The following is a 12,899-nucleotide window of genomic DNA, read 5'->3' on the forward strand; positions in this document are numbered from 1 at the left end:
ATGAGGCGCACCAGGCACAGACTCCGCTGTACCGTCGCGGCTGCCGCGGCCATCGCGGCGGCGTTCGGCGGGATGACCGCGGCCGCCGGACCGGCCGTCGCGCGGCCCGGTACCACCAGTACCGCATCCACCCCCCTGTCGCCCGAACTGGAGGCCATCCGCGCCGCGGAGGCCACCCGGCTGTACGGCGACCCGGCCGAGCGCCCGCTCGCCGAGCGCAAGACGGGGCTCATCTCGCTCGGCGACAGCGAGATCTCCGGCGAGGGCGTCGGCACGTACGAGGCGGGCACCAACGGCCCCGACAACTGGTGCCACCGCTCGCCCGACTCCGCCATCCACCGCACGGGGATCCCGGCCGACGTCACGTACAACGTCTCGTGCTCCGGCGCGTACACCGGAAACATCGTCATCGGCGGCTCCAAGCAGTACGCCGACGAGCTGGTGCAGAGCGACAACCTGGCGGTCAAGGCGCGCAACACCCGCATCAAGATGATCGTGCTGGTCGCGGGCGCCAACGACGACCTCCAGTTCGGGCCCGTCATGACGGACTGCGTGGAGCGCTGGGTCCTCATCCAGGGCCCGTGCCGGTCGAAGTACGAGGGCGGCTGGCAGGCCCGCGTGGACGGGCTGGTCCCCAAGGTCGAGAAGACCGTGCGCGACCTGCGCACCGTGATGACCGGCGCCGGTTACGCGGACAGCGACTACAAGCTCGTCGTCATGGGCTACCCGAGCCCCATCGGCCCGGACTTCTACGACAACCCGAACTTCCCCGGGAAGCTTCCCGGCGGCTGCGCGGGATACGACTCCGACGCCGCCTGGGGCCGCAACACCGCCGTTCCCGCGTTCGAGCGCGGCATGCGCAAGGCGGCGGCCGACACCGGCGCGGTCTACCTCGACAACTCGCGGCTCTTCCACGGCCACGAGGTGTGCAGCGAGTCCACCTGGGCGCGCGGCCTCTACATCGACCTGTCGCACTTCCCGCCGGACTCCAACTCGGTGCGCCAGTCCTTCCACCCGAACGCGGCCGGGCACGGCGCCTTCGCCTCCTGCCTGACGCAGATCTACAACTCCGGCCTGCGCGAGGCGAGCTGCGCCGACCCGGCGAGCACCGGGCAGCCCGTCCTCCAGCCGGTCGCCTGGGACGACGTCTTCAAGCCGCTGCGCGGCGAGGCGACCTCCAGTTGCCTGGACGCCCCCGCCTCCGCCACCCGCAACAACACCGGGGTCACCGGCTGGGAGTGCCACGGCGGACGCAACCAGGGCTGGTGGTACGACTCCGGCACGCAGACCCTGCGCACCGAACTGAGCCACGACCGCTGCCTCGACGTCCCCGGCGCCGACTACAAGGCAGGCGCCTCGCTCATCCTCTACAACTGCTCGGGCGCCGCCAACCAGCGCTTCGTGAGCCAGTCGGGCACCCTGCGCCCGGCCGCGTCCACGGGCCTGTGCGCGACCCTGGCGGGGGCCCACGACCCGCTGAGGCTGCAACCCTGCGACGGCACCGCGAAGCAGCGCTTCGCGTAACCCGCCGCTGACGCGGGTACGGGGAAGGACCGGCGTGGCCCTTCCCCGTACCCGTCCCCCTTATCCCGCTGTCACGAACGCCGTCAGGATCGCCGCCAGATGACCCGGGTCCCGCGCCCCGCACAGCTCACGGGCCGAGTGCATCGAGAGCCCCGGCACCCCCACGTCGACCGTCGGCACACCGAGGCGGGCCGCCGTGAGCGGGCCGATCGACGTGCCGCACGGCATCGCGTTGTTCGAGACGAACGGCTGCCACGGCGCGCCCGACCGCTCGCAGGCCGACGCGAACAGCGCGATCCCGGTCGAGTCGGTGGCGTACCGCTGGTTGACGTTGACCTTGACCGTCGGGCCGCAGTTGGGCAGCGGCTGGTGGCCCGGGTCGTGGCGCTCCGCGTAGTTCGGGTGCACCGCGTGCGCCATGTCGGCGGACACGCAGTACGCCCCGGCCAGCGCCCGCGACCAGTCCTCGCCGCTGCCGCCCCGGGCCGACACCGAACGGCTCAGCACCCGCTCCAGCATCGGGCTCTGCGCCCCCGTGTCCGAGCCGCTGCCGACCTCCTCGTGGTCGAAGGCGGCGAGCACCGGGATGTACGCCGGAGGCTCGGCGGCCGTCGCCGCGGCGGTCAGCGCGGTCACCCCGGCGTGCACCGACACCAGGTTGTCCAGCCGCGACGACACCAGGAACTCCCGCTCCGCGCCCAGATAGCCGGGCGGCTGCACGTCGTGCAGCATCAGGTCCCAGCCCAGCACCTCGCCCGGCTCCGCCTCGGCCGCCGCCGCGACCCGGCGCAGCAGCGCGCCCTCGTCGGCCGCGCCGAGCGACCAGATGGGGGCGATGTGGCGCTGCCGGTCCAGGGCGAGCCCGTCGTTGACCGTGCGGTCCAGGTGGATCGCCAGCTGCGGCACCCTCAGCAGCGGCTCGTCGATCTGCACCAGCCGGGACTCGGTCCCGCCGCCCGGTGCGCGCAGCGCGAGCCGCCCGGAGATGCCGAGATCGCGGTCGAGCCAGGTGTTGAGCGGCACCCCGCCGTAGATCTCCACCGCGACCTGCCGCCAGCCCGCCGAACTCGTGTCGGGCGTCGGCTTGATCCGCAGGTTCGGCGAGTCGGTGTGCGTGCCGATGATCCGGAACGGGGCGTGGGCGGGCAGCGACTCGGGCACGTACCAGGCGATCAGCGCGCCCCCGTTGACGACGAAGGCGCCGCCCGTGGTGCCCGTCCAGTCATCGGTTCCGCGCAGTTCGCGGAAGCCCGCCTTCTCCAGCCGCTGGGCCGCACTCGCCACGGCGTGGTACGGGGAGGGGCTGGCGGAGATGAAGGTGAGCAGGTCGTCGGCATGGCTGCGGTGGGGGACCGGCGTCATGCGGTGTCCGCCTTTCCGGAGTGGGACGGTGAGGGTGGCGCTGCCGCCCGGGATTCGGACGGGGTCGGCAGGGGCGAGGGCGGCGGCGGACCCGTGGGGGCGGCCCGCGTCCGTCGGTGGCACCGGGCCGGCCGCCCGGCGGTGCGGAGTTCTCCGGCAACGCCGGACAACCCACCGCATGCGTGTGGTGCGCCGCAAGCCCGGCGGGCGGCCCGGTGCGCGAAAGCGGCGGTGCGCTGCGGGGCGCCGCGGGGCCCCGGACGGGCGCCCGGGGCCCCGCTCCGGTCCGTGCCGGGTCCCCGCGGATCCGGCCGGGGCCGTGGCGCGGGCGTCGCGGCGGTAGCGCGAGATTGGCTGATTCCCGATGTACGTGTAAAGGGCCCGAATCCGGCCGGGTGCCGCCGTTCCGTCCCGCCCGCTGCGGCCGTCACGCCCGTCACGGCGCCGGCGCGGCCGCCCGCGCCCGTCGTGTTCCCGCCGTACGCACCAGGAACACCACCGCCATGGCGAGGGCCGCGCCGTGCGACCAGCCGACGACCGCGAGCGGGCTGAAGTGCTCCAGGGCCGCCGCCACGGCGATCATCCCGGCCCCGAAGCCCAGGTTCTCCACCGTCGCGGACAACCCGAAGGCGTGCGCCCGGGGCCCGGCCGGCAGGGTCTGGAGGTGCGAGGTGTACGAGACCTCGGTCAGGCCGTCCGCCGCGCCCGCCACCAGCGCGATCACGGCCGTGGCCGCCGCCGGGAACCCGGCGAACGCCAGGATGAACGCCGCCGACATCACACAGGTGCCGTAGCCGAAGCCCGCCGCGCCCATGGACCGGCCGGTACGGCGCCCGTACCGCTGGATCACCTGCTGCGCCACGATGTTGCCGACCGCCCACAGGCACCAGAACGCGCTGACGAACAGCGCGGGGTGCGCGTCGTCCAGCGCGGCGGAGTGCACGGGCAGCGCCGCGTTGTGCGACGAGGAGCCGAGCGCGTCCACCCCGCGCAGCCCGACCATCAGCCCGAGACCGGGCACCGCGGCCAGGGCGGCGAACGCGACGGGCTTCCGGCGCCGGGGCCGTTCCCCCTCCGGCTCCTCCGTAACCGCCTTGCCCCGGCCGCCGCCCGCGACCGGCAGCAGCGCCACCGTCAGCGCGCAGACGGCGAAGGTGCACAGGTCCACCACGAACGCGGCGGTGTACCCCACCAGCGACACGACCACACCCGCCGAGGCGAAGCCCGCCACCATCGCCAGCGAACGCCCGGTCACCGACAGGGAGTTCGCCCAGGACCGCCGCTCCTCGCCCACCATCTCCGGCACGGAGCTGCGCAGGGCCACCATGAACAGCGTCCCGCAGGCCCCGACGACCAGGGAGACGGCGAACAGCGCGGGCGTGCGCCAGCCGTCCGGCGCGACGATCAGCGGGACCATCACGGCGCCCTGCGCGACATTCGTCCAGAGCATCACGCTCTTCGCCGTGCAGCGCGCGAGCAGCCCGCCCGCGATCAGCCCGGCGAGAAATCCCGCGCCCAGCCGCAGGGCCATGAACAGCCCCATCGCGAGCGCCCGCCCCGTCGTCTCGTAGACGAAGAGGTTGAGCGCCACCATATTGAGGAACGTGCCGTACGAAGAGACCGCGTATCCGGCCACCAGAAATCGGAAGAAGCGCTCATCGCGCGGTGGTGCGGGCGGTTCGCCGACGGGAGCGGGGCTGCTGGAGGGCACCCTGTCATCGTGGGCCAGAGCCCGGAACCGGGGCCCGTTCCCCCGTATGCACAAAGGTAATCTGCACCCTTGTGAAGGACGATCAATCCCGCCCACCGGTGTGTGATTGCCGCGAATCGGCGCCGGACGGCACCGGCCGCCCGCAAGACCCGCCGCAGCAGCCGTGCGCGAGCGCCCTCGCCACGTACCGGCGCGCGCTGGTCGCGGGCAGCCTGCCCCGCGAGGAGGTGGCCGGCTGTCTGACCGCCCTTCACCTGATGGTCCCGGACCGCGCGTCACCCGGCTCGATGGTCCCCGTACCGCCGGAGACCGCCTCCTACGCCGCACTCGCGCCGCTGGAGGAGGCCGTGCTCGAACGGCGCCGCGCCCTGCGGGCCACCCGCGCCACCCTCGCCGCCTTCGAGACCCTGTACGCCGATGTGCACCGGCTCGAACAGCCCGCGCTCACCCGGCTCTCCGGGGAAGCCGTCATCAGCAGGGCTCTGGAGGCCGGGGTGGCCGGCTGCCGCGAGGAGATCCGCACCGCGCAGCCCGGCGGCGGCCGCCCCGAAGAGGCGCTCCGGGAGGCGCTCGTCCGCGACCTGGGGAACCTGCGGCGCGGCATCCGCCAGCGGACCGTCTACCAGCACACCGTCCGCTCGGACCGGGCCACCCTCGCCTACATCGAGCAGGTCGGCGCGGCCGGGGCCGAGATCAGGACGCTCGCCGAGGTGACGGATCGGGTCATCGTCGTGGACCTCGACCTCGCCTTCGTCCCGTTCTCCGACGCACCGCACGAGGCGCTGTGCGTACGCCACCCGGCGCTGGTGCGCTTCCTGGCCCGCGACTTCGACGAGGCATGGGCGCGGGCCGTGCCCGTACGGCCGGAACGGGCGCCGCTGCGCACCCCGGTCGTCACCTCCGACCTGCAACGGGCCATCCTGCAAGCTGTGGTGAACGGCGAGACGGACGCCGCGATAGCCCGCCGGATCGGGATGAGCAGGCGCAGCGTCGCCGAGCACATGCGCAAGGTCTCCGAGCAGCTGGGCAGCACCAGCCGCGCCCAGCTGGGCTACCTCGTCGCCACCTCGGGGCTGCTCGACGGCTGACCGCCGCCGGAAGGGCGCGCCCCTCCGGCGGCGCGGCGCTCAGCCCAGGCCCGGGCCGCGCACCGGGATGCTGGTGAACGTGGGCGCCGGGGCGGGCTCGGTGAAGAAGTCGTTGCCCTTGTCGTCCACGACGACGAACGCGGGGAAGTCCTCCACCTCGATCCGCCAGACCGCCTCCATGCCCAGCTCCTCGTACTCGACGACCTCGACCTTCTTGATGCAGTCCTGCGCGAGCCGGGCCGCCGGGCCGCCGATCGAGCCGAGGTAGAAGCCGCCGTGCTCGCCGCACGCGTCGGTGACCTGCTGGGAGCGGTTGCCCTTCGCCAGCATCACCTTGGAGCCGCCCGCCGCCTGGAACTGCGCGACGTAGCTGTCCATGCGGCCGGCCGTGGTCGGGCCGAAGGAACCGGAGGCGTACCCCTCGGGAGTCTTCGCCGGACCCGCGTAGTACACCGGGTGGTCCTTCAGGTACTGCGGCATCTCCTCGCCCGCGTCCAGGCGCTCCTTGATCTTGGCGTGCGCGATGTCGCGCGCCACGACCAGCGGACCGGTCAGCGAGAGCCGGGTCTTGACCGGGTACTTGGTCAGCTCCGCGAGGATCTCGTCCATCGGCCGGTTCAGGTCGATGCGGACGACGTCGCCCTCGGTGTCGAGGTGCTCGTCGGTGGTGTCCGGCAGGAAGCGGGCCGGGTCCTTCTCCAGCTGCTCCAGGAAGACGCCCTCGGCGGTGATCTTCGCGGTGGCCTGGCGGTCCGCCGAGCAGGAGACGGCGATGGCGACGGGCAGCGAGGCGCCGTGCCGGGGCAGGCGCACCACGCGGACGTCGTGGCAGAAGTACTTGCCGCCGAACTGCGCGCCGATGCCGATCTTCTGCGTCAGCTCGAAGACCTTCTCCTCCAGCTCCTTGTCGCGGAAGCCGTGCCCGGTGGGGGAGCCCTCGGCGGGCAGCTCGTCCAGGTAGTGCGCGGAGGCGTACTTCGCGGTCTTCAGCGCGAACTCGGCGGACGTACCGCCGACGACGATCGCCAGGTGGTACGGCGGGCAGGCCGCGGTGCCCAGCGAACGGATCTTCTGCTCCAGGAACTTCATCATGGACGCCTCGTTGAGGACGGCCTTCGTCTCCTGGAAGAGGAACGACTTGTTGGCCGAGCCGCCGCCCTTGGCCATGAAGAGGAACTTGTACGCGCCGCCGTCGGTGGCGTACAGCTCGATCTGCGCGGGGAGGTTGGAGCCGGTGTTCTTCTCCTCCCACATGTTCAGCGGGGCCATCTGCGAGTAGCGCAGGTTGAGCTTGGTGTACGCGTCGAAGATGCCGCGCGACAGGGCCTCCTCGTCACCACCCTCGGTCAGCACGTTCTGCCCGCGCTTGCCCATGACGATCGCGGTGCCGGTGTCCTGGCACATCGGCAGGACACCCGCGGCCGCGATGTTCGCGTTCTTCAGCAGGTCGAGCGCGACGAACTTGTCGTTGGACGAGGCCTCCGGGTCGTCCACGATCCGCCGCAGCTGCGCCAGGTGCGCGGGCCGCAGGTAGTGCGAGATGTCGTGCATGGCCTCGGCGGCCAGGGTGCGCAGCGCCTCCGGCTCGACCTTGAGGAACGTACGCCCGTCGGCCTCGAAGGTGGACACACCCTCGGCGGTGACCAGACGGTACGGCGTGGTGTCCTCTCCCAGGGGGAGCAGATCGGAGTACGCAAACTCTGGCATTACGGCCATTCCTCACTCGGCAGACAGCGGCTGACCACCCTTGGACAGCGCACCCACCAGGGTAGGACGCGTCGGGAGCGGCGGGCTTGTGAGGTAGGGCTCACCGGCCGGGGCGACATCGGGCCCGCCGTACTGCCCCGCCTCTGTCGCGATCTATCGCGTTTCGGTACGCTGGGGCGGTGGACCTCGAGAAGCAGCCCCAGCAGCCCACCGCACCGGCGGAAACCGACGCCATCCGTGCCTCCGACGCGGACCGCGACCGGATCGCGGACATCCTGCGCGAGGCGCTGGCCGAGGGCCGGCTGACCCCCGAGGAGCACGCGGATCGGGTCGACTCCGTCTACCGCGCCAAGACCGTCGGCGAACTCGAACCGCTCGTACGGGACCTGCCCGCGCCGGGCGGCGCGCCCAGGGCCACCGCCGGCACGCCTTACGGGTACGGCCCCGAGCCGGCCGCCGGTCCCGCCGACAACCTGGTGGCGATCTTCAGCAGCTCGACCCGCAGGGGCCGCTGGCGGGTGGGCGCCCGCACGAACGCGTTCTCGCTGTTCGGCAGTGTGGAAATCGACCTGACGGAGGCGCTTTTCGGACAGCGTCTCACCGTCATCAACGCGACCTCCGTCTTCGGCAGCGTCGAGATCCGGGTCCCCGAGAACATCTCGATGCGCGGCAGCGGGACGGGCATTTTCGGCAGTTTCGAAGTCCGCACGCTGGAATCCGCCGACCCCGAGGCGCCCGTGGTCGTTGTCAATGGATATTCGGTGTTCGGCAGCGTCGAGGCGAAGCCGAAACGCGGCAAGTTCATCGCGGATCTCCAGGACCGGCTGCGCAAGCACCTCGATAAGCATCTCGACCGCTGAGGGCGTCCGGCAGGGCGCGTCGGCGGGGGATTCTTTCCGGCCGAAAGGGCACTCGACCGCAATTGCGTGAAGCGGACTTGAGTACCACTCAGTGCATAGGCGCGCGCACAGCGGGTAGGGACTGCTGCATCGCCTCTCGCTCGCGAAGCCGTCGTCAGGAGTGGACCGTGCTGCAACTGCCGCATCAGCCCCTGCAGGTCGCCGCCGTCCCCCCGCAGCGGGTCCCCGCTCGGGAGGACCAGGCAGGCCCCTGGCATTCGGAGGCGGTGTGCCGCCGGGACGAGGCCGGGCTGTTCTTCGCCCCGTCGAAGGAGCCGACTGCCGCCCGCCTCTCGCGCGAGGACTCCGCGAAGCGGGTCTGCGCGCGCTGTCCCGTGATGGTGGAGTGCCGCGAGCACGCCCTGATGCAGCCCGAGCCGTACGGGGTGTGGGGCGGCCTCACGGCCGCCGAGCGCCGTGTGGCGCTGGCCCGGCGCAGGCGGCGGGACGTGGAGCTGAAGGCCGCGGGCTGAGCCGGCCGCCGGCCGGCGCTCCCGTACCCGTACCTACGAAGAGGCGCCCCCACCGCACATGGGGGGCGCCTCTTCGGGTGGGTGCGCGGGTGCTACTTCGCGCGGTCGAAGTCGATGGCGCTGTACGCCCGCAGCTTCGACAGCCGGTGGGTGGAGCTGATCGTCCGGATGGTGCCGGACTTGGACCGCATGACGATGGACTCCGTGGTCGCCGTCTCCGAGCGGTAGCGCACCCCGCGCATCAGCTCGCCGTCGGTGATCCCGGTCGCCACGAAGAACACGTTGTCGCCGCTGACCAGGTCGTCCGTGGACAGCACGCGGTCCAGGTCGTGCCCGGCGTCCAGGGCGCGCCGCCGCTCGGCCTCGTCCTTCGGCCAGAGCTTGCCCTGGATGACACCGCCGAGGCACTTTATGGCGCAGGCCGAGATGATGCCCTCGGGCGTGCCGCCGATGCCCATGAGCAGGTCCACGCCGGTGCCCTCGCGGGCGGCCATGATCGAGCCGGCCACGTCGCCGTCGGAGATGAACTTGATGCGGGCGCCGGTCTCCCGGATCTCCTTGACGATGCCGTCGTGGCGCGGGCGGTCCAGGACGACGACGGTGACGTCCTCGGGCGTGGAGTTCTTCGCCCGGGCGACGCGGCGGATGTTCGCCGAGACCGGGGCGTTGATGTCCACGAAGTCGGCCGCCTCCGGGCCGGTGACCAGCTTGTCCATGTAGAACACGGCGGACGGGTCGAACATCGCGCCCCGGTCCGCGGCGGCCAGGACGGCGATCGCGTTCGGCATGCCCTTGGCGTTGAGGGTCGTGCCGTCGATCGGGTCGACGGCGATGTCCACCTCGGGCCCGGTGCCGTCGCCGACGTGCTCGCCGTTGAACAGCATGGGCGCCTCGTCCTTCTCGCCCTCACCGATGACGACGACGCCGTTCATGGAGACGGTGGAGACCAGGGTCCGCATGGCGTTCACGGCGGCGCCGTCGGCCCCGATCTTGTCCCCGCGGCCGACCCAGCGCCCGGCGGCCATGGCGGCGGCCTCGGTGACCCGGACCAGCTCGAGGGCGAGGTTGCGGTCGGGGGCCTCCGGGGAGACCTCCAGCTGGGACGGCAGATGATGCTCGGACATCGGAGCGCACCTTTCTGTACGGCGACGACCGGATGAGGGTGATCTGACTCTATCGCCAGGCCGATAAAATGAGCAGACCGGGTCACGTTTGAGCGGGGTGGCCCCCGGTTCGGCCGCACGGAGGCTGATGCGACCATGGGGGCGTGGCAAGCAAGCAAGGCAAGCAGACCGTCCGGGACATGATCCTGTCGCTGTTGGCGATCGCCGCCGTGGCGGGTGTCGTCTACATCTTCATCCCGCACGACGACAAGGCCGATCCGGTCAAGGCGGTCGACTACCGCGTCGAGCTCCTGACCGCGCGGCGCGCCGCGCCGTACCCGGTGGCGGCCCCCGACGGCCTGCCCGCGGGCTGGAAGCCCACCTCGGTCACGTACGAACGGGACAAGGGCAACAGCTGGCACCTCGGCTTCCTCGACCCGGACGGCAAGTACGTCGCGGTGGAGCAGTCCACGGCCCCGGCGAACTCCTACATCGCCCAGGTGAGCCAGGAGGCCAAGGACACCGGGCGCACCCAGGAGGTCGCCGGTCAGACCTGGCAGCGCTGGGAGGGCCCGAAGTACGACGCGCTGGTGCGCGAGGAGAAGGGCGCCACGACCGTGGTGACCGGCTCGGCCCCGGCCGAGCGGCTGGCGGAGATGGCGGCGGCGCTCAAGACGTCCTGACCGCCGTACGGCGTACGTGAAACGGGGAAGGCCCCGGAGCGAGTGCTCCGGGGCCTTCCCCGTGTCCAGCCGTCGGGAAACGGTGGTGGCTCAGACGGTCTTGACGACCTCGTCGAACGCCAGGCGCGGCGAGCGCGGGAACCAGGCGTCCTCGCCCGGCTTGCCGATGTTGACGACCATCAGAACGTTGTGGTCGCCGTCCAGGAACTCCTTCTCGATGCCCGCGGCGTCGTAGCCGGTCATCGGGCCGGCGGCCAGGCCGGCGGCGCGGACGCCGATGATGAAGTACGCGGCCTGCAGGGCGGCGTTCAGCGAGGCGGCGGACTCGCGGACCGGGCGCTCGGAGAAGAAGAGGTCCTTGGCCTGCGGGAAGTGCGGCAGCAGGGCCGGCAGCTCCTCGTGGAACTCGTTGTCCGCGGCCAGGATCGCGACCAGCGGCGCGGTCGAGGTCTTGGGCTGGTTGCCCTCGGCCATGTGCTGGACGAGGCGCGCGCGGGCGTCCTCGGAACGCACCAGCACGACGCGCAGCGGCGACTGGTTGAAGGCGGTCGGGCCGTACTTGACCAGGTCGTAGATGGCCTGGACCTGCTCGTCCGTCACCGGCTCGTCGGTGAACGTGTTGGCGGTGCGGGCCTCGCGGAAGAGGAGGTCCTGGGCGGCGGGGTCAAGAACGAGGGACATCGGGCGTATTACCTTCCGGACGTACACGGGGGGATCGGGCCACGGACACGGGGGAACCGGCCACGACGATCACGGTACGGCGGAAGTGCGTTAACGTTCAACTAAATCAGGGGTGGGGAGACTCACGCCGGAAAGCGGAATAAGCCGCTACGCCTCGTCCTCCGCCGGGCCCGCGAGCGCGGCGTCGAGCCGGGCACGGGCGCCCTCCAGCCAGTGCCGGCACACCTTCGCCAGCTCCTCGCCGCGCTCCCAGAGCGCGAGGGAGTCCTCCAGCGAGGTCCCGCCCGCCTCCAGGCGGCGCACCACCTCGATCAGCTCGTCGCGCGCCTGCTCATAGCCCAGCGGGCTCGTCGCTGCGGCGGCCGCCGTCCCGTCGTCCGTCATGTCTTCCACCCTATGTGTCGTCCTGTGTCCGGTCTCTGCGCCGATACCTGCACCCGGGGAGCCCGGGCCCCTACTCCGCGACCCGCACCGTGAACTCGCCCCCCGACACCCGGGCCCGCAGCGGCTCCCCGGCCCCGCCCGCGTCCGCGGGCTCCCGCACCACGTGCCCGTCGGCGCGCTGGAGCACCGCGTAACCGCGCTCCAGGGTCGCGGCGGGGGAGAGCGCGAGGACCCGGGCCCTGGTGTGGGACAGCTCCGAATCGGCCCGGTCCAGCAGATGGCCCAGCACCCGCCGGGCGCGCCCGGCCAGCGCGTCGACGTCCGCCTCGCGCTCGTCCACCATCCGCTGCGGGTGCTCCATGCAGGGCCGCCCCAGCGCGTGGGCCAGGCCCCGCTCCTCCCGGTCGAGCAGCCCCTGGACCGTCCGCAGGGCCCGGTCCCGCAGCTGCCGCACCCGGTCCAGCTCCTCGCCCACGTCGGGCACGACCTTCTTCGCCGCGTCCGTGGGCGTCGAGGCCCGTACGTCCGCGACGAGGTCGAGCAGCGGGGAGTCCGGCTCGTGCCCGATCGCCGAGACCACCGGCGTACGGCACGCCGCGACCGTACGGATCAGCTCCTCGTCCGAGAACGGCAGCAGGTCCTCGACGCTGCCGCCGCCGCGCGCCACGACGATCACGTCCACGTCCGGGATGCCGTCCAGCTCCTTGACCGCCCGCACCACCTGGTTCACCGCGTGCACCCCCTGCACGGCGGTGTTGCGGACCTCGAAGCGGACGGCGGGCCACCGGCGGCGGGCGTTCTCCAGGACATCGCGCTCGGCGGCCGAGGCCCGGCCGCAGACCAGGCCGATCAGCTGCGGCAGGAAGGGCAGCGGCTTCTTCCGGTCCAGGGCGAACAGACCCTCGGAGGCCAGGGACTTCTTCAGCTGTTCGAGGCGCACCAGCAGCTCACCGATGCCCACCGGCCGTATCTCCGTCGCCCGCAGCGACAGCTGCCCCCGGGGCGCGTACCACTCCGGCTTGGCGAGGACGACGACCCGCGCGCCCTCCGAGACGACGTCGGCGATCCGGTCGAAGACCTGCCGGAAGCACGTCACGCTCACCGAGATGTCGTGCGACGGGTCGCGCAGCGTCAGGAACACCACCCCGGCACCGGGCCGCCGGGACAGCTGCGTGATCTGGCCCTCGACCCAGACCGCACCGAGCCGGTCGATCCAGCCGCCGATCAGCCGCGACACGTCACCGACGGGCAGCGGCGCTTCCGGGGAAGTGTTCAGAGCCATGC

Annotated in this window: 12 protein-coding genes; 5 read left to right on the forward strand and 7 right to left on the reverse strand. The window is 72.3% G+C overall.

What is annotated here, in order from left to right:
* Positions 1–1,524, forward strand: coding sequence for a ricin-type beta-trefoil lectin domain protein (locus OHS17_RS21730; protein WP_330313521.1), 1,524 nt, complete (start codon positions 1–3; stop codon positions 1,522–1,524).
* 60 nt (positions 1,525–1,584) lie between these two features.
* Here OHS17_RS21730 and OHS17_RS21735 read toward each other — a convergent pair whose 3' ends face one another.
* Together OHS17_RS21735 and OHS17_RS21740 are read right to left on the reverse strand one after the other, a co-directional pair.
* Positions 1,585–2,886 carry a M18 family aminopeptidase gene (locus OHS17_RS21735; RefSeq protein WP_018100919.1) on the reverse strand — a complete coding sequence of 434 codons (1,302 nt, stop codon included), beginning with the start codon at positions 2,884–2,886 and terminating at the stop codon, positions 1,585–1,587.
* A 436-nt stretch (positions 2,887–3,322) separates the two neighbouring features.
* Positions 3,323–4,522: an MFS transporter gene (locus OHS17_RS21740; RefSeq protein WP_330315319.1), complete on the reverse strand. Its 1,200-nt coding sequence runs from the start codon at positions 4,520–4,522 to the stop codon at positions 3,323–3,325.
* Between the two features lie 146 nt (positions 4,523–4,668).
* Between OHS17_RS21740 and OHS17_RS21745 the strand changes: the two genes are divergently transcribed.
* Positions 4,669–5,685, forward strand: a complete 1,017-nt coding sequence (locus OHS17_RS21745) for a LuxR C-terminal-related transcriptional regulator (RefSeq protein WP_330313522.1) — start codon at positions 4,669–4,671, stop codon at positions 5,683–5,685.
* A gap of 39 nt (positions 5,686–5,724) precedes the next feature.
* On the opposite strand, the gene OHS17_RS21750 is transcribed toward OHS17_RS21745, so the two are convergent.
* Positions 5,725–7,392 (reverse strand): fumarate hydratase, encoded by a 1,668-nt coding sequence (locus OHS17_RS21750; protein ID WP_073862817.1) that lies wholly within the window; start codon positions 7,390–7,392, stop codon positions 5,725–5,727.
* A gap of 179 nt (positions 7,393–7,571) precedes the next feature.
* Between OHS17_RS21750 and OHS17_RS21755 the strand changes: the two genes are divergently transcribed.
* The gene (locus tag OHS17_RS21755) at positions 7,572–8,252 is read left to right on the forward strand and encodes a DUF1707 SHOCT-like domain-containing protein (protein ID WP_330313523.1); all 681 of its coding nucleotides are present in this window, start codon (positions 7,572–7,574) and stop codon (positions 8,250–8,252) included.
* Between the two features lie 167 nt (positions 8,253–8,419).
* Positions 8,420–8,764, forward strand: a complete 345-nt coding sequence (locus OHS17_RS21760; protein ID WP_018100914.1) for a WhiB family transcriptional regulator — start codon at positions 8,420–8,422, stop codon at positions 8,762–8,764.
* A 92-nt stretch (positions 8,765–8,856) separates the two neighbouring features.
* Here OHS17_RS21760 and glpX read toward each other — a convergent pair whose 3' ends face one another.
* Complete coding sequence (gene glpX / locus OHS17_RS21765) at positions 8,857–9,888, reverse strand: class II fructose-bisphosphatase (RefSeq protein ID WP_161209672.1); 1,032 nt, start codon at positions 9,886–9,888, stop codon at positions 8,857–8,859.
* A gap of 143 nt (positions 9,889–10,031) precedes the next feature.
* Here glpX and OHS17_RS21770 point away from each other — a divergent pair, with 143 nt between their 5' ends.
* Positions 10,032–10,550 carry a DUF4245 domain-containing protein gene (locus OHS17_RS21770; RefSeq protein WP_330313524.1) on the forward strand — a complete coding sequence of 173 codons (519 nt, stop codon included), beginning with the start codon at positions 10,032–10,034 and terminating at the stop codon, positions 10,548–10,550.
* Positions 10,551–10,640: 90 nt separating this feature from the next.
* Here the strand turns inward: OHS17_RS21770 and OHS17_RS21775 are convergent, their stop codons facing one another.
* The 3 genes from OHS17_RS21775 to xseA all read right to left on the reverse strand — a co-directional run bounded on the left by OHS17_RS21775 (position 10,641) and on the right by xseA (position 12,897).
* On the reverse strand, positions 10,641–11,231 hold the full coding sequence (locus OHS17_RS21775) for a malonic semialdehyde reductase (RefSeq protein ID WP_018100911.1): 591 nt from the start codon (positions 11,229–11,231) through the stop codon (positions 10,641–10,643).
* A 147-nt stretch (positions 11,232–11,378) separates the two neighbouring features.
* A complete protein-coding gene (locus OHS17_RS21780) occupies positions 11,379–11,615 on the reverse strand; it encodes an exodeoxyribonuclease VII small subunit (protein WP_018100910.1) in 237 nt (78 codons plus the stop codon).
* Positions 11,616–11,685: 70 nt separating this feature from the next.
* A complete protein-coding gene (gene xseA / locus OHS17_RS21785; protein WP_330313525.1) occupies positions 11,686–12,897 on the reverse strand; it encodes an exodeoxyribonuclease VII large subunit in 1,212 nt (403 codons plus the stop codon).
* Between the last annotated feature and the right edge of the window lie 2 nt (positions 12,898–12,899).

The sequence above is a fragment of the Streptomyces sp. NBC_00523 genome (genome assembly GCF_036346615.1).
GTDB lineage: Bacteria > Actinomycetota > Actinomycetes > Streptomycetales > Streptomycetaceae > Streptomyces.